The organism is Microbacterium sp. G2-16M (assembly GCF_055809115.1).
In genome coordinates this window covers 2,591,131-2,609,769 of record NZ_CM147897.1, presented here as the reverse complement: position 1 = coordinate 2,609,769, position 18,639 = coordinate 2,591,131, and the positions used below count along the sequence as shown (strand labels likewise).

The following is an 18,639-nucleotide window of genomic DNA, read 5'->3' as shown; positions in this document are numbered from 1 at the left end:
TATCCTTCGCCGCTTGTGGCAATGCCGCTCGCCTCAAGCGCACGGGACGCGAGATACGTCAGGGTTGGCGCCATCGAGATTCCCTGCTGCCGACCCCACGACCTGACTGCACGCAGCAGATCGGCATCACACGAGCCGAATACGTGGCGGGTGAGGGCCGATCCAGCTGCGAGAGGGACACTCTGCTCACGTGACTGCGTCACGAGCGGGAGCGGCATCTCGCGCTGTCGGACGCGATGATGACGAACATCGCGGACGAGCCTGCTCCATGACCGTGGCCGGGCACCGAAAGTGGCTATGAGCGCTCTCACCAAGGGCGCTCTGCTCGATGCGGGGAGTGATGTCTCACGGCCGCTCGCTGTGTCGAAGAGCAGCACGGGGAGCCTCACCGCTACCTGCGCGTCGAACAAAGTGTGGTCGATCGAAATGCTGACGTAGTCCTCCTGCAAGGCGATCTGGACCGGTAGATCGTCGATCAGGTTGTCAGCGAGCCAGCATTCCAATGAGTGATCCTGCCCAGGCGCTGCTACCCGGACGATCTCGCTGAGCCGCGACTGGATCGCAGGAGCGATCCACTCCCACTGACCGCTGCGGTGGGTCCGATATCCCAGTCGAACCGGATTTCCACCAGCGGCCAACGTGTGAAACGCTGCGCGGACTGCTTCGACAGGCGGCACCGCGACGGGGCCGAAGGTCATGAGGATCCTCGCACCGGTCATCGCCTGATCTAGGGCGGGCCGGGCGACGAAGGTCCTCATCTGGTCTCGCTCTCATGCCAGGAGTCGGCGTTCTGGGCTGACTCCTCACACCGAGATGGCGACGAGGAGGACGGTGGCCGGCCCCCTGGCCCTGAACCTGCCCGGTGACGCGGATCGCAGAGCAACCACGATGGGCGCATCAAGGCCGCCGAGACTTCTTCCCGTGAACGCAACCGAAACCTGTCATGAAGGAACCATCATCATGTGAGAAGCGATTCATTATAGCGGATTGGAGGCCCCCGCGCCCGTATGCTGAACACGGGTCTCACCTTCCTACCCGAGGAATCCCCATGAAAAAGCTCATTGATTCGGCTCTGCGCACGAGAACCCGGAGGTTCTCGGTCCTGGCCCTGGTCCTCGCGTGTGCGATCATCGCCTCGACGCTGACAGTGTTCGCGATCAACGCATCGTCCGCCTCGGCAGTGACGATCTGGGGGGACGACACGCCTCATGATGTTCAAGTCGACTCCAGCATGAGTACGGCCGAGATCGGCACGCGCTTCAGCCCCACCGTCGACGGCTCCGTGTCTGCGATTCGCTTCTACAAGGCCAAGGGTACTACTGGCTCGCACACAGGAACGCTGTATACCGAGGCCGGGAAGGCACTTGCCACCGTCCACTTTGCGAACGAGTCGTCGTCTGGCTGGCAGGTCGCATCGCTGCCCAAGTCCGTCACCCTCAAAGCCGGCAAGTCGTATGTGGTGTCCTATCGCGCACCGGACGGCGGTTCCTATGTCCAGACGCCGAACTACACGTTCATCTCGAAGAGCCCGGCCTTCTCGGTGTCGCACAGTGATGCCGGCGTGTTCCGCGCCACCACGTCCGAGAGGTTCTCGCGCCACACCTGGCGCTCGAATCAGTACTGGGTCGACGTCGTCTATCACCCCGCGAAGAAGCCGCATGGAACCTCGCCGTCATGGCCTGCGGGGTCGGCCTCCGCGTCCACGCCGACCACGAGTGCAGCACCCCTGCCGTCGCCGATGCCCACTCCGACGACGAGCATGAAACCCACACCGACCAAGAGCGCGAAGCCTACCCCGGCACCCACCGCGACGACGAGAACGCCGACGCCGACGCCGACGCCGACGCCGACGCGATCGCAGTCAACGTCACCATCTCCGACGCCCGTAGCGAAGTCGTTCCCCACTGCTGCGACCACGGGCGTGCCGGCGGGATGGAAACCGAAAAAGGAGGTGAAGGGGGACTATACGATCGGAGATGACGGTGCCGTCGTCCAGGATCTGCGCGTCACCGGCGGAATCCTCTACATTCGAGGCAGTAATGTAACCCTCCGACGAGTTGAGCTCGTCAGCGCGCGGATCGTCAATGAGTATGCGGGCGTCTGCTATAACGGCCTGAAGATCGAGGACACCACCATCCTCCGTGGCCCCACCGATCTCGAGATGCCCGTCGTGGAGTCGGGTGGCTATACGGCCACCCGCGTCAAGATCGACGGAGTATCGGAAGGATTCCGCGTCGCCGGAACTGACGTGGGATGCGGCCCGGTAACGATTCAAGACTCCTGGGTCCGGGTCGTTGCTCCTGAGGGCTGCACGGACAACTCCTCCTGGCACGGTGACGGCATTCAGGGGTACCTGGGTGTGGCCCTCACGCTCCGCCACACAGCGGTCACACTCGCGGAGCGGCCCAGCTGCACGGGCACGTCGGCGTTCTTCTATCCCGATCAGGGCAACACGAGAGCGACGATCGACAATGTCCTGCTCTCCGGCGGTGGATATGTCTTCCGGCTCGGAACAGCGGGAAGCGTATCCAATCTGAAGATCGTCAACAACTCGTGGGACTTCGCACCGCTCGACATCAGCAGCTGTAAGCAGGTGACGTGGGGCCCGGGCAACGAGGTGGTCGATGTGGCGGCCAACGGCTCTGTGAAGTCGGTGAAGCCGCTCACCTGCATGAGCCACTGACGGGCCGGATGACGAGGGAGTCCGGTCACATCTCGGGCCGGATGCCTTCACCGTCGTCCAACCGGCGCAGGAGACGGGCAGGAACCCCCGCGTAGAGCGCATGCGGTTCGCAGGATGCGGTGACGACCGCGCCCGCGGCAACGACTGCTCCGGCTCCCACCGTCACGCCCGGCAGGATGATGGCGCGCGCCCCGATCCACGCCCCGTCCTCAACGCTCACGTCGGAAGCAGTGAGTGTCCCCGCTCTCCGCGTTCCATCGCCGATGGCATGGGAGCCGGTCAGCAGCATGGTCTCCATCGCGATGTGGACGTCGTCGCCGACTGTGATCCGTGCGAGTCCGTCGAAGAAGACGCCTACGTTGATGAACGTGCGGTCACCGATGATGACGTCGGGGCCGCCAAAAAAGCATCGAGCGCTCACGGCCGATCGACCCAGCCGGATGCCGCTCGCTCGCAGCAGGACGCGGCGGACGCGCGAGGGGAGGAGCGGCGACCTCGCCATCACGTTGACAACGAGCGTGAACAGGAGTGAGCGCAGTGCAGTCATTTGCCACTCCTCCTGTACGACGTGCGGGTGGTCGGGCGCTGCTGGCGAGTCGTCTCAGACTATCGGCGCTGGCCGCCGACCGGTGCTGTGGCGGCCGAGAATCAGCACAGAGAAGCGGATGGCCAGCTTCCCACGCCTCACTACAATTCGGATGTGATCACTTCAGCAGTCGCCATCATCGTGACTTACAACAGCCGCGAGCACATCGACGCACTGCTGGACAGCCTTCCGGCGGCCTTCGGGGACATCGGGCACTCGGTGGTGGTCGTGGACAATGGCTCGGTCGACGGGACGGCCGATGTCGCAGAGCGGCGGCCCGAAGTCACGGTCGTGCGCTCGACGAACACCGGATTTGCCAGCGGGATCAACACGGGCGTAAGACTCGCGGCTGTTGACGCGACGATCCTCGTGCTGAACCCGGATGCGACGATGACGCCGGGGAGCGTGTCGGCGATGATGGATGTTCTTCAGCGAACTGGCGTCGGTGTCGTGGCACCACGGATGCATGAGGCAGACGGTAGCCTGTCACCGTCGCTCCGCCGTGAGCCGAGTCTGATGCGGGCAGGGGGTCTGAGCTTCACCGGCCTCGCCGCGTTCGCTGAACGGATCGAGGACCCACAGGAGTATGAGTACGAGCACGAGGTGGACTGGGCAGTCGGCGCCGTCATGCTTATCTCGCGTCCATGTTTCGACGCCCTTGGCGGTTTCGACGAGACCTTCTTCCTGTATTCCGAAGAGACCGACTTCTGCCTTCGCGCGAAAGACGCCGGCTGGCGCACGATGTACACACCGGCCGCCCGGGTCATGCACATCGGCGGCGGCTCCGGCGAGTCCGCCACCACACATACGATGAAGATGGTCAATCGTGTGCGGATCTACGGCCGCCGCCATGGCCGCATCTCGACGTGGGTGTACTACGGGATCGCAGTCCTGACGGAGCTCCGCCGGGGCCTGTTCGGACACTCGCAGTCATGGGTCGCATTCCGCGCCCTCCTTTGTCCCTCTCGCCGGCCCCCAGAGATCGGGGCGAACGACCGTCTGCTGCCGGCATGAGTGGAAGCTGGTCATGATCGCAGTCGAGAAGGCGGGCGGTTGATGCGACTCCTCCTCATCGCGCCCGCCGCGAACCGCGAGTCCACCGGCGAGGCGCGCATCGCGTACGACTGGGTCAGCCGGCTCTCGGAGCGACACGATGTCACCGTGCTCAGCTACTACCAACGAGCGCATGGGCCGCTGGCGAATCAAGTAGTGAACGCACGCGTCGTGGAATGGCCTGAGCCGGCACTCGTGGGCAGGTACGAGCGGCTCAACGCCATGATGAACCCCGGCTACATCCCATTCCGCAGGCGCGCCCGTGCATGGATCAGATCCGCGATCGCACACGGCGAGCGTTTCGACCTCGGGCATCAGGTGGCACCGGTGTCACTGCGGTATCCCTCGCCGCTCGCGGGCGCCGACATCCCTTATATTGTCGGTCCCGTGGGGGGGAGCATCGAATCGCCGTCAGGTTTCTCGGCGGAAGAGGGCGGCGCCCCCGGCTTCACTGCCCTGCGCCGCCTCGACCGCGCGCGGCTGCGCCACGACCCGCAACTGCGCCGATCATTTGCAGAAGCTGCGTGCGTGATCGGCATCGCCGACTATGTACGCGATATTCTCGCCGACGTACCGCTGAAGTCGTTCGAGACGCTCGGCGACACAGGCATCGACCAGCTTCCGCGGCGCGCCGTAGGGAGCACACGCACCGAAGCCGTGCGGTTCCTCTTCGTCGGCCGCGTGATCCGCACCAAGGGCGTGCGCGACGCCGTTCGGGCCCTTGCCCTCCTCCGTCCTGGACGCGCGATACTCGATGTCGTCGGCGAGGGATATGACCGCGCAGAGTGCGAGTCGCTCGCAGCGCAGCTCGGCGTCTCGTCGCTCGTGCGGTTCCACGGCCGCGTGCCGCACAAGGATGTGGAAACCCATTACTCCGCGGCCGATGTATTTCTTTTCCCCAGCTACCGGGAGGCCGGCGGGATCGTCGTGGTGGAGGCGATGTCATACGGGTTGCCTGTGATCGTCTCTGATCGTGGCGGACCGGCGACCACCGCGAACGACGCCAGCGGTCTCCTCGTTCCCGCGGTCGACCCGGAGCAGTATTCACGGGCCCTGGCAACCGCGATGGACAGGTTGGCAGGTGATCCTGTCCTCCGCGCGCGGATGGGCGAGGAGGCGCGAGCGCGGATCGAGAAGAACTACTTGTGGGATCGACGGATCGCGTGGATGGAGGCCCTCTACGGTCGGCTGCTCGGCACGTGATCGAACCTTCGTGCGGTAGCTTCCCGGAGAGTGCTGGCTTTCGAGTATCCTACGTTTCGAGCGCCGGGGATCGCTGCGTGGGACACTGGCACCGCTAACCGGGGCGACCGCCTGCATCCAAACCTCGAGGAGACCCGCAATGCTCGACTACGCGGTCGTCGTCGCGACACGTAACCGTCAAGACATCCTCGGAACGTCCCTTTCGACCTTCGCGGAGCAGACCAGGTCGCCTTCGCGCATCATCGTCATCGACCACAGCGATGATCACGCCGCGGTGAGGGAGATCGTCGAGTACGCGGCGGCGGCGGCGGCGATCCCGTTCGAGGTGCACCATGGCGACGCCGCCAACCTCCCGCTCCAGCGAAACCAGGGTCTCGCTCTCGTGACGGAGGCCGTCACAATGTTTCCCGACGACGATGTGCTCTGGTATTCCGACACCGCCGATTCGGTGATGAGAGTCTACGACGCGGACGTGAATGCGCGATATGGAGCAGTCTCCGCGGTGGATGTGTACGAGTCACCCGTGCCCCTCGGCCATGACGCCCCTGGGCGTCACATCCGCTTCACCGACCGTCGGTCGGTCATGACCGTCCGCAACGCGATCGAGGCGGCCGTGGTGCCCCAGCCGTTCGAGGTGTACGGGCGAGAGCGCACCAAGCAATTCGAATCAGGCGCCCGCGCAGACGGTCTCTCTGACAAGCTCGTCGGAACGATCGGCGGCTATCGCATGACGTTCCGCACCGAGGTGGCACGGACGCTCCAGTTCGATCCGGTCTTGGGCTCGCGTGTCGGATACGGCGTGCACGAAGACAAGGATATGGCGCTGCGCGTGCTCGCCTCGGGCTCGCTCATCGCGGTGGCCGAGTCGGCCCGAGTGTTCCACAATGTGCATCCCGGAAAGCGCACGAGCGGCATGTCGTATGGCTTCTTTCATATATTCAACTACGCATACGTGTGTCACAAGATCTTTCCGGAAGACAGTCGCGCCCGCGCCGCCATCAATCGCTACCTGCGCTACAAGCTCGCGCTCTACCGTCTGCGCCGCCGAGATCAGTACGACCGCGACGTCTATGAGGGGGCGATGGTCGCCTTCGATGAGCTTCCCGGGCTCTTTGCGGCCTCCGCAAAAGAACTCGCCGATCGATACGAGGAGATATGCGTCCGTCATTTCGACCGAGCATGAGGTCTGCACCATCGGTGGGTTGGCCGGCATGACCCCGGCCCGAGAGCCGTGGATCATCACGCCGACCCCTCTGATGAGCACGGACGGGAGTGCGGTGCGCACGCCACCACGCGCACCGGAGGATCGCGAACCCGGCTACACCGAGAAGTACGACGACGCGACCCTCTTCTATGACGTGTTCCGCTGCGGCCAGCGGGTGCTCGCCGTCGGTCCTCCGGCGGGTACCCTCCGTTCGGAGATCGAAGCGATGGAAGTCCGCGCGGCGCGCGGGCCGTCCATGAGCCTCCGTATCGATCGGGGGCTGGACCGGGTGGGCAGGTTTTGGACACGGGCACTTTCGCCGTCGAACGAACAGACCCTCGAGGTCCACAGCCGGCTCTCCACGTCGCCGCTTCGGGTCGGGGATGACCTCGCGGCCGTCTTCCGGGGCAGCCGGGCGGCGATGACGGTGTCGAAGGATAACGACCTCACCTGGGTACGGGACTGGGGAAGGTGGCATGCGCGATACCACGGTGCGGATGCTCTCGTCGTGTACGACAACAACTCGACGGCATATTCTCTCGATGAGCTCTGGGAGACGCTCGCGGGTATCGCGGGCATCATGACGGCGGCGGTGGTCGCGTGGCCCTTCAAGTACGGACCGGTCACTCGCCTGCAGAGGCATTGGGATTCGGATTACGCCCAGCGTGGCGCGATCGAGCACGCACGATGGCGGCTGCTACGGGATGCCGCAGGCTTCTTGAATGCCGACATCGACGAATTGGTGCTCGATGTCAACGGCCGATCCGTCTTCGACGTTGCCACAGCCATCAGGAGCGGCGTCGTCGAACTTCCAGGCCGATACACGTATCCGGACCCGGACACGCCACGAGGCGAGCGACCGGTCCATGCCGAGTCCTTCTGGGTGAAGACCTTTCCCCCGGAGATGCCGTCGGCCCCGAAGTGGTGCGTCGTCCCCTCGCGTGTTCCGCGCGCGGCGCAGCTTTCGGTTCACAATGTGCGCGGGGTATGGATGACACCGGTGGAGGGCCTCCGCTTCGCCCATCTTCTGAAGATCTCGACCGACTGGTATGGAGCCCGCAGCGATTTCCACGTGGTCCCCGAGCAGTACGAGATCGACGAGGCGGTGCTCGCCCACCATGAAAGCAGGGCTCCTCTCAAGGGCGCCGCGGACAGTGGCGTCGCACGGATGTCGTGGAGAAGGACACTCGCCCACCGCGTCGTCGGCTGGGCCTGGAGGTGGAAGCTCCGTCTCGGCTCACGCTGAGACTCCCCCATGGTCGGTCGTCCCAGCTCTCTTCGAGATGTCGATCGGCTAGAATGCCCTGGGGGCGTCGCACGCGAGATGAGGACCGCACTGACGGCGAGAACACGTCGGGTCCTGCCGCCGATCCGGGGTCGGACATCATTCGAAGAAGGCATCTGATGGGCACGCGGAACTTGGCCTCGGCGGACCGGCAACCGACCGCCGAGAGACAGTTGTCCACCTCATGACCGACGAGTCACTCACCCGCCGGACCTCTGCCGGCGTGATGTGGATGACAGCCCAGAAGTGGGCATCGCGCATTGGCGGCCTGCTGGCGATCGTGATCCTCACTCGGGTGCTCACTCCCGAGGACTTCGGGCTCGCCGCTGCCGCCACCACAATGATGCCGTTGCTGTACGTCCTCGCGGACGTCGGGTTTACGACCTATATCGTGCAGACCGAGTCGGCGGAGCCTCGAACGCTCAATACCGCGTTCTGGTTCTCCGTCGTATCAGGTCTCCTGTTGGCGGGCATCGTCGTGGCCGCTGCTCCGCTCATCGGCATCGCCCTCCAGCTTCCGGCCGTCGTCCCTCTTCTGCAGGCCATGGCTGTGTCCGTCTTCGTCATCGCGATCGCCTCGGTTCCGATGGCGTTGATGCGCCGCCGTATGGCGTTCCGTTCGCTCGCGCTCATGGAGGTCTCGGCTGCACTCACAGCCCAAGCCGTTGCCATCACCGCGGCCCTGCTCGGCGCGGGCGCATGGGCGCTGGTGTTGCAGGCGCTGGTCTCGCAGCTGTTCGCGACGGTCTGGGTCTGGATCGCGGTGCGCTGGCGGCCTAGTGCCGAGTTCTCCGGCGGCGAGTTCAAGACCATCGGATCGTTTGGCGTGAAGGTGCTGGGCAGCGAGCTGGTCGGAGTCTCGCGCGCGTGGCTAGAGACCGCGATCATCATCGCGGGTCTCGGCGTGCGTGAGATGGGATATGTGAACATCGCACAACGGCTTGTGCAGACGGCTCAGGATCTGAGCGTCGCGGCACTCTCTCCCGTCTCGATGGTGGCCTTTTCCCAGGTGCGTGACGATCCCGTGCGGCTGCGCTCCTCATATGTGCGTGCGTCCTCCATCGCGTACACGGTGGTCGCGCCGCTCATGGTCTACGTCGCCGTTGCCGCACCCGTGCTCGTGCCCTTCCTGTTCGGGGCGGACAAGTCGCCGAGCGCGATCGCGGTGCCGGCGCTGGCAGCCGTGTTCCTGATCAGCGTGGGCTGGCCGATCGACCAGGGCCTCCACATCGGCATGGGTCGTCCAGGTCCTTGGCTCGCGCTGGTCGCTATCGCCTATACGAGCTCGACGGCGATGCTGGCTGTGGGGGTGCAATTCGGTCTCACCGTGCTCTTGCTCACGTGGGTCGCTGGCGCCTTCGTGGAGTCGGTGATCCGTTGGATCGCGGTGAGCAGGCTTACAGGCGTGACCGTCTGGCAGGCGGCCAGGCCACTCTTGGGCGCTCTCGTGCCAGCCGTGATCGCAGCTGTTGCGGGGCTCGCGCTGATGCAGGCGATGGCGCACGCCCCGCAAGTTCTGACCCTGGCCTGCGTTGGCATCCTCGTCGTGCTCGTCTACCTTCTTGCGCTGCGCTTCCTGCGCCCGACAGCATTCACCGATGTGGTCGCAGTGCTGCCGCAGCAAGTCTCGAGGTCCTTGCGATGGACCCTTCCCCGCCGACTGTGGGCACGCAAAGAAGCCGCGGACGTTCCCGGCCCTGAACAGCCGCACAGCTAGGCTGAGACGAGGTCACGCTCGGAAGGCAAGCGAGGCTGGAGGCGACGCAGGCGACGTCGTTCAAGCAGCGCAACCGCGAATAGTGTCAACGCCGCCCCGACGACCACGGTCATGCCTTGTGCGCGCCGGCGGTCACCGCTCATCTCCTGCATAACCGGCGTGCTCGGGGTGAGCTGCACAGTGATGCGGTTCACCTTGTCGACGTGCTGCTCGTCCTGCATCTTGTCCAACTCGTCCGCGATGGCGGAGAACGCGTCCGACTGCCGCTCTCGCACCAGTTCGGGCGACGAGCCGGCCACCTGGATGTCGAGGGCTTGGACGTTATAGTAGGCCGACCACTGGCCCCCGTTGTCGACGAGTGTGATCTTGGTACCGTCATAGATCCCGCGGCCCACTATGGTCGCATCCGTCGACGCGACCTTGGCGATGGTCGTGGTTCCGTTGAGTCGCTTCGCCACCGCGCCAGCCGTGTCCACGAGATCCAGCGACGTCGTGCTCAATACGTTCGGGTAGACGGTGCTGGCGGGAGCGAAGAAGTACGCCGAGACCCTCGAGTAGTAGACCATCTGCTGATCCGAGACGACGAACAGCGCGAGAATGGTGGCGATGACGCCGAACACGGCGACTGCCCAGTGATGGCGCAGCGCCACCAGAGTGTCCCAGATGGTCACCCGACTCCCTCCTCGCACGAGAGATGCTGTCATGCGGAACCCTGAATTGCCTGTGCGATCCTCGAACGATGTGGCGCAGTGCAGCGCGGTCGTTACGATGGGAAGGCATCAGACTGACTGATGCTCGCGGTGCTCGTGTTCGTCGGCGCCGACATCACGTGTGCCGGGGGGTATCGAATGGGTTTGGCCGATGTGCTTCGCGCGATGTTGCGTCGCTGGTACATCATCGTCGCCGGCGTGCTCGCCACGGCCGGGCTGGCATTTGCGGCATGGCACATCATCCCGCCGGTCTATCAAGCGGAGGGCACCATCCTACTGCTGCCGTCCAAGAGCACGGTGAGCCAGGGGGGCCAGAATCCCTTTCTAAACTTGGACAGTCTCAGCGCCCCCGCCGCCCTCGTGATAGCAAGACTTGACGGCGAAGCCGAGCGATCCGAGCTGAAGAAGACGGCACCCACCGCCAAGTACTCGGTCGACACGGACCCGACGATGCGCGGGCCGACAGTCCTGATCACCGTCACGGACAAGACCGCCGCCAGCACGGTGGACACGCTCAACTCGATGCTCGACACTGCCACCGAGATCCTCAGCGACATCCAGAAGGAACAGAAGGTTCCCAGCGACGCCGTCATCGGCTCGATGCGCTTGACGGTCGACAGCAAGGCCACGCGCGTGACCGACGACGCCGTTCGATTCGTGGTCGCGACAGCGGTCGCGGGTGTCGTCGCAACATTGGCTCTCGCCGTGGCAGTCGACGCATGGCTGCGGCACCGGGCGGCGACCCGGCCTTCGCGCCTCACTCGGAAGAAGAAGAAGGATGAGGACGCGGTGGATGAGACCCGCCGCGCCTCCGAAAGGGACGACGACCTTCTGTCGAACCTGCTCCACAGCGAACCGTAGCGGTCGCGGTCGATGACGCTCCCTGAGATCGTTCCCTCACCGCGGCGCCGCACGGACGCGGTGACGTGGCTCACCCTATATGTCATCATCCTCTTTGCGATACCGACGAGCCTCGTGATCGATGCGCTCGGCAGCGCAGGTGCTCCCTCGATGCTCATGGGGCTCCTGAGCTTCGGCGGTTGGGGGCTGATGCAGCTCAGCGTCACCTCCGGGAGCACCACAGGGTTCGAGCGTCGCTCCGTTCGCACGGCGTTGATCGCCTTCGTGATGTGCGTCGGGCTGGGCTACATTGCCGGGATGACCCGCCCCATCGACGGGGACGAGATCAGCCCCGCAGACGTGGCCATGCTCTCGGTGGTGGCATGGGCCGGCACCGCTCTGGTCACCAACGATGGTATCCCGACTCTCGATCGCGCGAGAGCGCTGGCGCGCCGGCTGGCATGGGCAGGGGGCGCGCTCGGCCTGCTGGGCATCGGTCAGTTCCTCACCGGACAGACGTTGATCAACTGGATCGCTATTCCGGGTCTGCGCCCGGGTGTCTTCGAGATCTTCACTCGTGATGGAATGGTGCGGCCCTCCGGCACCGCGACCCATCCGATCGAGTTCGGCATCATTCTCACAATGCTGCTTCCGCTTGCGCTCCACGTCGCATTCACGGATCTCGCTCTCAAGCGCTGGCTCCGCTGGCTTCCCGTGCTCGTGCTCGGTGTCGCCGTGTCGCTGACTTTCTCTCGATCGGCCTATGTCAGCATCGCCGTGGCTGTGGTGATCCTCGTCATCGGATGGCCCATGCGCAGACGTGTGGCGTTCCTCATCGGGGTGGCAGTGCTCTCCGTTGCGCTGTTCGCCGCTGTGCCCAGGCTCTTCGGGATCATCAACTCGCTCTTCCGCAATATCGGGAACGACCCGAGTATCTCGTCCCGTACCGACAGCTACGAACTCTTCTGGGAGTTCTTCGTGAAGTGGCCGTTCTTCGGTCGCGGCCTCGGTACTTTCCTTCCCAAGTACCGCATTTTCGACAATGAGTACCTCGGCCTTCTTATCGGCGTCGGAGTCGTGGGGACGATTGCTTTCCTCGCTCTGATCGGTGCTGCGATGATCAGTGCCTTCCGGGTGCACCGTGAGGTCAACGATCCGGCGCTGAGCGATCTCGGACTCACCCTGATCGCGTCGATCGCCGCCGGGGCGATGAGTCTGACAGCGTTTGACGCGTTTGCCTTCCCGATGACGATGGGAACGCTGTTCCTGCTCCTCGGTCTCGCCGGTGCTCTCCGCAGGCTGAGCTCGTCGGCACAGGGGACGGCGTTCCAGAGGCCGGCGATGTACGCCCCGCCAGCCCAGAGGGGACCGCAGTAGCGGTCCCCTCGCCGCGTACGGTAGTCTGGCGCGGGGCGGTGTATGGGACGCCGTTCCCCGAAGCGGTGGGGAGACCTACCGCCTCGACAACAACCACACTGGGGAGTCGGGTCGTGGTCGCGAGAAAGCGCCGGACAGTTCTTACGCTCGTTTCGGTCGCGAGCTTCATCGTCGCTGCGGTAGCAGTGCCCGCGTTCGCGACGGCGGCGGAGGGTTGCAACGGTTCGTCGATGTCCATCGTCGCTCATGAAGACGACGACATCCTCTTCATGAATCCCGACATCCAGGAAGACGTCCGCGACGGAGCGTGTGTGACGACCGTCTTTCTGACGGCCGGAGACGACGGACGCGGCGCGACGTATTGGCAAGACCGCGAGCTCGGGCCGCAAGCCGCCTACAGCACGATGCTCGGCACGTCGACGAGTTGGACGACTCAACAGCGCACCTACAACGGGCACTCGTTGTCCACGGCCACGAACAGCCACGTCACCCTCGTCTATCTCCGCCTGCCGGACGGCGGTCTCCAGGGCAGCGGCTACGCGTCCACCGGCAACCGCTCGCTGAGCCAGCTATGGAAGGGCTCGATCACCTCCCTCAGCGCCCTCGACGGCAGCAACAGCTACAGCAAGACCGACTTGATCGCGACCCTCTCGGCGATCGAGTCCGCCGTCGCGCCCGCGACCATTCGGCTTCAGAACGCCTCGTCCGACCCGACCGATCACCCGGATCACCTCACGGCGGGCCTCTTCGGCCTCGCATCGACCGCGGGCTCGGGCTTCGCGGGCAGCGTGGACGCGTATCAGGGGTATGGCGTGAACGACAAGGCGGCCAACGTCTCGGGCGATGCCCTGGCTCTGAAGAGCGCCGCGATCGACGCCTACTCCGCACACGACGCGCTTCTGTGCGGAAGCGAGCCGGTGTGCCCCGCCGGCGGATCACTGAAGCTGGCAGAGCGCCAATATACCCTTCCGCTCGCCTCGCCCGTGCAACCCGTCGCGGGTCCCGCTCCGTACTCCGGTCCCGACGTCGGGCGCAATGCATCGGTGGTCGCCTCGTCCCAGACGGTCGGTTCTGAGGCGACGAAGGCGATCGACGGGGTCGTCGACGGCTATCCCGGTGACTATACGGCGGAGTGGACCACCGCGTCGGAGAAGTCGGGTTCATGGATCCAGCTGAGCTGGACGAGTCCTCAGCAGATCAACCGGGTCGTCCTCCATGACCGGCCCAACGCGACAGATCAGATCACCGGAGGCACTCTCACGTTCTCCGACGGCACCACCGTGACCGTCCCGACGCTGAACAACGACGGCACCGCAACGACCGTGAGCTTCACGGCGCGGTCGGTCACGAGCCTCCGAATCACGGTGACGAGCACATCGGTCGGCACCCAGAACAGCGGACTAGCTGAGATCGAGGCCTACACGACCGATTCCGGATCGACGCCGACTCCGACTCCGACACCGACTCCGACTCCGGACCCGACGCCCACGCCTGATCCGACGCCGACGCCCACGCCTGATCCGACGCCCACGCCGACGCCAGATCCGACGCCGACTCCGGACCCGACGCCGAGCACGAACGTCGCTCGCAACGCGACGGTGACCGCGTCGTCGCAATCGACCGGGCAGGAGGCCGTCAAGGCGATCGACGGGGTGATCGACGGGTACCCCGGCGACTACGCCGCCGAATGGTCGACGACCGGGCAACAGGCCGGTGCTTGGATTCAGCTGAACTGGTCGAACGCGCAGCAGATCGATCAGGTCACCCTCTACGACCGGCCGAATGCAGACGACCAGATCACCGGCGGCATCCTCACCTTCTCCGACGGGACGACGGTGACGGTGCCCGCGCTGAATAACGACGGCACCGCGACGATCGTGACCTTCGCCGCACGCTCCACCACGAGCCTGCGACTCACGATCACCACCACCTCCGGCAGCACCCGCAACATCGGACTCGCCGAGTTCGAGGTCTACGATGTGGGCTCCGACGGATCGGGCGGTACACCGACTCCGGACCCGACGCGCACGCCTGATCCGACACCTACCCCGACGCCGACTCCGACTCCGACTCCGACACCGACACCGACACCGACTCCGACTCCGGACCCGACGCCCACGCCTGATCCGACGCCGACGCCCACGCCTGATCCGACGCCGACGCCGACGCCAGATCCGACGCCGACTCCGGACCCGACGCCGAGCACGAACGTCGCTCGCAACGCGACGGTGACCGCGTCGTCGCAATCGACCGGGCAGGAGGCCGTCAAGGCGATCGACGGGGTGATCGACGGGTACCCCGGCGACTACGCCGCCGAATGGTCGACGACCGGGCAACAGGCCGGTGCTTGGATTCAGCTGAACTGGTCGAACGCGCAGCAGATCGATCAGGTCACCCTCTACGACCGGCCGAATGCAGACGACCAGATCACCGGCGGCATCCTCACCTTCTCCGACGGGACGACGGTGACGGTGCCCGCGCTGAATAACGACGGCACCGCGACGATCGTGACCTTCGCCGCACGCTCCACCACGAGCCTGCGACTCACGATCACCACCACCTCCGGCAGCACCCGCAACATCGGACTCGCCGAGTTCGAGGTCTACAACGGCGCGGGTTGAGCGGCCGTCGGCGACGCTGCCGAGCCCATTCCCCGTGCACGTCAGAAGAGCGAGCGGGGTTCGTCAGCGAGCACATGAGCGCATCGGAGACCGCGCTCATGACGTCTGTTCGAGCAGTGCCCTATCGGTCGAACGGAATCCTGTAGTTCAGCATGGCGCTGTTGTCGTAGTCCTTCGCGAGGACCCGGCCGGGATTGCCACCAACCAGACACCCCGGGGGCACATCGCGCGACAGCACCGTCCCTGCCGAGATCGTCACGCCGTCGCCTACCTCGATCGCCCCGATGATGGTCGCGCCGGTACCGATCCACACGTTGTCCCCGATCGTTGGCACACCCCGGTCACCGCCCGCGACACGCTGGCCGATCGTGACGTTCTGATGGACGACGCAATTGCTGCCGATCACGGCAGGCCCAATCGTCACGCCGTGGCGGTGCATGAGCAGGAATCCCGGCCCGACCCTCGCGCCGTGGTTGATCTCGCAGTGGTGCTGGTGGGTGTTCCAGCGGTTCCAGATCCGGTACGCGAAGACGCCGAGCGCGCCCACCAGGCGATGCCGGCGCCGGACGCGCTCGGCGGCCTGGCGGAACCTGTACGCGGCCACACAGTGAAACTCCGAGTTCGTCAGCCAGAGTCCCATACGCTGACGCAGAGACGGGTTCTCGTCCGAGAGCAGGATGGTGTACATCTTGTGCAGATCGATCGCGAAATCGCTCACATGTCTCACCCTCTGGCCGAATCCGGGAGACGACGGATCGACCGTCCTGTCTCAACCAAGCTTCCGCGTCACGAAGGCGGTGAGCCGGGCCACGCCATCGAGGTTCTCGGGAACCGTCTCGACATCGTCCACCTGGACGCCGAACTCCGTCTCGAGAAACTCGATGATCTCGAGGATGCCTGTCGAGTCGACGACACCGGTCTCCACGAGCGAGTCTTCGGGCGCCGGCATCCGCGACTCGTCGCCGAGCAACACGTCATCGAGAATGAACGCCTCGATCCGCCTCTGCACATCTTCCATCTGTCGTTCCCTTCCACCTGCGAGGAACTGCGTCACACCGGGCCCCGTGCTCTAGTGTGTGCTCAGCCGCAATGCTCGCGCCGACATGCGCTTCTCAATCGCGCATTCACAGCTAGGGGGATTCTATGGCCCAACTCGCACGTCGTGTGATCGTGGAAGAGCTTTCGCGCCTCCGACGCATCACGGGCGACGATGCGCTGGACGCCTTACAGGTCGCGATGTACCTCGAAGACGCCCTGGACATCACCCTGCCCGACCAGTTCTTGACCGCCGAGCATCTCGGGTCGACGGCCGCCGTCGAGCGAACTCTGGCCGTCATCGCCGGCAAGCGCTGATGTGCGGGATCTGCGGGACGAGGACCGCGTCCGGAGCACCGGACGTCGCAATCGTGATGAAGATGATGGCCGCGCTGAGCCACCGTGGCCCTGATGGGAGCGGGTATTTCCGCGATCGCCGCGTCGCCCTCGGGCACACGCGCCTAGCCATCGTGGATACTAAGGGCGGCGTCCAGCCGATGTGCAACGAGGACGAGCAGGTGTGGGTGACCTTCAATGGCGAGATCTTCAATTACGTCGAGCTCACGGAGACACTCCGTCAGCGAGGCCATCGCTTCCGCACGCGCAGCGACACGGAGGTCGTCGTCCATGCGTGGGAGGAATGGGGGCCGACCTGCTTCGAGCGCTTCAACGGTCAGTGGGCGCTGGCCATCTGGGACCGCCGGACGGCCGAGCTGATCCTCTGCCGCGATAGATACGGCGTCCGTCCGCTGTTCTACACTCACGTCGGGAGCGAGCTGCGCTTCGCCTCTGAGGTGAAGGCATTGTTTACTGACGCGGCCGTCTCCCGCGCGCTCGACCCAGCGGGGATCGATGAGACACTGACGTTCTGGTCGACGATCGCGCCCAGAACGACGTTCGCCGGAGTGAGCCAGGTACCCCCCGGCTCATACGTTCGAGTGGGCGACTCCGGGGAGCAGACCCATCGCTACTGGGCGCCGACGTTCCCCGAACGCGGAGCGGAGCCGCGGCAGAGCATGCCGGCGAACGTGCAGGAGCTTCGCGACGCCGTCGTGGAGGCGACACGCCTGCGCTTCCTCCGCAGCGACGTGCCCGTCGGCGCGTATCTGTCGGGCGGGATCGACTCCGCCGTCACCGCCGCGGTAATCTCGCACTACACGGATGCTGAGTTGCACACCTTCTCCCTCCGGTTCTCGGACGACGAGTTCGACGAGGGCCGCTATCAAAACATGATGAGCCGACGACTCGGTACCGTGCACAGCGAGGTCGTCGTAGATGAACGAGACATCGCAGAGGTATTCCCTGAGGTGGTGTGGCATGCCGAGAACCCCCTCCTGCGCACGGCCCCTGCGCCCATGTACCTGCTTTCGAAGCACGTGCGGGAATCAGGGTACAAGGTCGTCGTGACCGGCGAGGGATCGGATGAGGTCCTCGCCGGCTACGACATCTTCCGTGAAGCGAAGGTCAGGGACTTCTGGGCACGCGATCCTGGCTCGCACGTCCGCTCGCGGGCGGTGGAGCTGCTCTACCCGTGGATGAAGCGCTCCCCCAACCTCGCCCCCGCCTTCGCGAAGAGCTTCTTCGGGAAGGGACTCACGGCGCTCGACGCCGCGAAGTCGCACCGCCCTCGCTGGGATACGACCTCGGCCCTCAAGTCCATGCTGGCCCCCGAGGCCCGAGCGGCGGAGGGAGCGCGCCCCGATGAGGACCTCGTCGCGCAACTGCCCGCGGACTACGAGCGTTGGGACCCGCTGGCGCGGGCGCAGTGGCTCGAGATGTCGACACTGCTGCCGGGATACATACTCGCGTCACAAGGCGATCGGATGCTCATGGCCAACTCGATTGAGGGCCGCTTTCCGTTCCTCGACGTCGATGTGAGCGCACTTGCGAAAGATCTCCCCGCGCGTCAAAAAATCCTCGGTCTCGATGAGAAGCATCTTCTCAAGCGCGCGTTCGCCGATCTCATTCCTGAGAGCATTGTGGATCGACCAAAGCAGCCGTATCGAGCGCCCGACGCGGCTAGCTTCTTCGGAGGCGGCAAACCCGACTGGCTCGACGCGGTCACTTCGCCCGCCGCCGTCGCCGCCGCCGGGCAGTTCAAGCCCGCAATGGTCGAGCGGCTGCTCGCCAAGTGCCGCTCCAGCGGTGGCCGAGGTCTCAGCAACACGGACAACATGCGGCTGATCTCCCTGCTCTCGGTCCAACTCCTGCATGCGCAGTTCGTCGACCGTGGGCATCCGTCCTCTGTCGATCCCCCGTCGCCGATGGCCGTCTTCGACTACATCGACACAGACCCCACAGACCCCACAGACTCGGAGGAGTGAA

At 65.1% G+C, this 18,639-nt stretch carries 15 protein-coding genes; 11 read left to right on the top strand and 4 right to left on the bottom strand.

Annotation, left to right across the window (positions count from 1 at the left end; all coding sequences use genetic code 11):
• The first annotated feature begins 1,048 nt into the window (after positions 1-1,048).
• On the top strand, positions 1,049-2,683 hold the full coding sequence (locus AC0L6F_RS12330; RefSeq protein WP_473538121.1) for a DUF4082 domain-containing protein: 1,635 nt from the start codon (positions 1,049-1,051) through the stop codon (positions 2,681-2,683).
• 25 nt (positions 2,684-2,708) lie between these two features.
• Here AC0L6F_RS12330 and AC0L6F_RS12325 read toward each other — a convergent pair whose 3' ends face one another.
• Positions 2,709-3,230 carry an acyltransferase gene (locus tag AC0L6F_RS12325; protein WP_473538120.1) on the bottom strand — a complete coding sequence of 174 codons (522 nt, stop codon included), beginning with the start codon at positions 3,228-3,230 and terminating at the stop codon, positions 2,709-2,711.
• A gap of 153 nt (positions 3,231-3,383) precedes the next feature.
• Between AC0L6F_RS12325 and AC0L6F_RS12320 the strand changes: the two genes are divergently transcribed.
• From AC0L6F_RS12320 to AC0L6F_RS12300, 5 genes are all read left to right on the top strand, one after another.
• On the top strand, positions 3,384-4,283 hold the full coding sequence (locus AC0L6F_RS12320; protein WP_473538119.1) for a glycosyltransferase family 2 protein: 900 nt from the start codon (positions 3,384-3,386) through the stop codon (positions 4,281-4,283).
• A gap of 42 nt (positions 4,284-4,325) precedes the next feature.
• Positions 4,326-5,525, top strand: coding sequence for a glycosyltransferase (locus AC0L6F_RS12315; RefSeq protein ID WP_473538118.1), 1,200 nt, complete (start codon positions 4,326-4,328; stop codon positions 5,523-5,525).
• A gap of 139 nt (positions 5,526-5,664) precedes the next feature.
• Positions 5,665-6,708 (top strand): glycosyltransferase family 2 protein, encoded by a 1,044-nt coding sequence (locus AC0L6F_RS12310; RefSeq protein ID WP_473538117.1) that lies wholly within the window; start codon positions 5,665-5,667, stop codon positions 6,706-6,708.
• A gap of 19 nt (positions 6,709-6,727) precedes the next feature.
• Positions 6,728-7,975 (top strand): hypothetical protein, encoded by a 1,248-nt coding sequence (locus AC0L6F_RS12305; RefSeq protein ID WP_473538116.1) that lies wholly within the window; start codon positions 6,728-6,730, stop codon positions 7,973-7,975.
• 223 nt (positions 7,976-8,198) lie between these two features.
• Entirely contained in the window at positions 8,199-9,731 is a 1,533-nt protein-coding gene (locus tag AC0L6F_RS12300) for a lipopolysaccharide biosynthesis protein (protein WP_473538115.1), read from the top strand.
• Here AC0L6F_RS12300 and AC0L6F_RS12295 read toward each other — a convergent pair.
• The gene (locus AC0L6F_RS12295) at positions 9,728-10,402 is read right to left on the bottom strand and encodes a hypothetical protein (protein ID WP_473538113.1); all 675 of its coding nucleotides are present in this window, start codon (positions 10,400-10,402) and stop codon (positions 9,728-9,730) included. The genes AC0L6F_RS12300 and AC0L6F_RS12295 overlap by 4 nt on opposite strands.
• A gap of 120 nt (positions 10,403-10,522) precedes the next feature.
• On the opposite strand from AC0L6F_RS12295, the gene AC0L6F_RS12290 reads away from it, so the two are divergent.
• The 3 genes from AC0L6F_RS12290 to AC0L6F_RS12280 all read left to right on the top strand — a co-directional run bounded on the left by AC0L6F_RS12290 (position 10,523) and on the right by AC0L6F_RS12280 (position 15,279).
• A complete protein-coding gene (locus AC0L6F_RS12290; protein ID WP_473538112.1) occupies positions 10,523-11,302 on the top strand; it encodes a YveK family protein in 780 nt (259 codons plus the stop codon).
• A gap of 12 nt (positions 11,303-11,314) precedes the next feature.
• Positions 11,315-12,658 carry an O-antigen ligase family protein gene (locus AC0L6F_RS12285; protein WP_473538111.1) on the top strand — a complete coding sequence of 448 codons (1,344 nt, stop codon included), beginning with the start codon at positions 11,315-11,317 and terminating at the stop codon, positions 12,656-12,658.
• Between the two features lie 113 nt (positions 12,659-12,771).
• Positions 12,772-15,279 carry a DUF7402 domain-containing protein gene (locus tag AC0L6F_RS12280; RefSeq protein ID WP_473538110.1) on the top strand — a complete coding sequence of 836 codons (2,508 nt, stop codon included), beginning with the start codon at positions 12,772-12,774 and terminating at the stop codon, positions 15,277-15,279.
• Between the two features lie 121 nt (positions 15,280-15,400).
• Here the strand turns inward: AC0L6F_RS12280 and AC0L6F_RS12275 are convergent, their stop codons facing one another.
• Both AC0L6F_RS12275 and AC0L6F_RS12270 read right to left on the bottom strand, forming a co-directional pair.
• Entirely contained in the window at positions 15,401-15,997 is a 597-nt protein-coding gene (locus tag AC0L6F_RS12275; protein WP_473538109.1) for a serine O-acetyltransferase, read from the bottom strand.
• A 51-nt stretch (positions 15,998-16,048) separates the two neighbouring features.
• A complete protein-coding gene (locus tag AC0L6F_RS12270; protein WP_473538108.1) occupies positions 16,049-16,297 on the bottom strand; it encodes a hypothetical protein in 249 nt (82 codons plus the stop codon).
• Positions 16,298-16,422: 125 nt separating this feature from the next.
• On the opposite strand from AC0L6F_RS12270, the gene AC0L6F_RS12265 reads away from it, so the two are divergent.
• Positions 16,423-16,632 (top strand): hypothetical protein, encoded by a 210-nt coding sequence (locus AC0L6F_RS12265; protein ID WP_473538107.1) that lies wholly within the window; start codon positions 16,423-16,425, stop codon positions 16,630-16,632.
• Complete coding sequence (gene asnB / locus AC0L6F_RS12260; RefSeq protein WP_473538106.1) at positions 16,632-18,638, top strand: asparagine synthase (glutamine-hydrolyzing); 2,007 nt, start codon at positions 16,632-16,634, stop codon at positions 18,636-18,638. The genes AC0L6F_RS12265 and asnB overlap by 1 nt, the downstream gene beginning before the upstream one ends.
• Position 18,639: the final 1 nt, after the last annotated feature.

Coding starts and splice junctions, on each gene's coding strand:
- AC0L6F_RS12300 (WP_473538115.1), top strand. CDS start 8,199: ATGACCGACGAGTCACTCACCCGCCGGACCTCTGCCGGCGTGATGTGG.
- AC0L6F_RS12290 (WP_473538112.1), top strand. CDS start 10,523: ATGCTCGCGGTGCTCGTGTTCGTCGGCGCCGACATCACGTGTGCCGGG.
- asnB (WP_473538106.1), top strand. CDS start 16,632: ATGTGCGGGATCTGCGGGACGAGGACCGCGTCCGGAGCACCGGACGTC.
- AC0L6F_RS12270 (WP_473538108.1), bottom strand. CDS start 16,297: ATGGAAGATGTGCAGAGGCGGATCGAGGCGTTCATTCTCGATGACGTG.
- AC0L6F_RS12325 (WP_473538120.1), bottom strand. CDS start 3,230: ATGACTGCACTGCGCTCACTCCTGTTCACGCTCGTTGTCAACGTGATG.
- AC0L6F_RS12330 (WP_473538121.1), top strand. CDS start 1,049: ATGAAAAAGCTCATTGATTCGGCTCTGCGCACGAGAACCCGGAGGTTC.
- AC0L6F_RS12265 (WP_473538107.1), top strand. CDS start 16,423: ATGGCCCAACTCGCACGTCGTGTGATCGTGGAAGAGCTTTCGCGCCTC.
- AC0L6F_RS12285 (WP_473538111.1), top strand. CDS start 11,315: ATGACGCTCCCTGAGATCGTTCCCTCACCGCGGCGCCGCACGGACGCG.
- AC0L6F_RS12310 (WP_473538117.1), top strand. CDS start 5,665: ATGCTCGACTACGCGGTCGTCGTCGCGACACGTAACCGTCAAGACATC.
- AC0L6F_RS12315 (WP_473538118.1), top strand. CDS start 4,326: ATGCGACTCCTCCTCATCGCGCCCGCCGCGAACCGCGAGTCCACCGGC.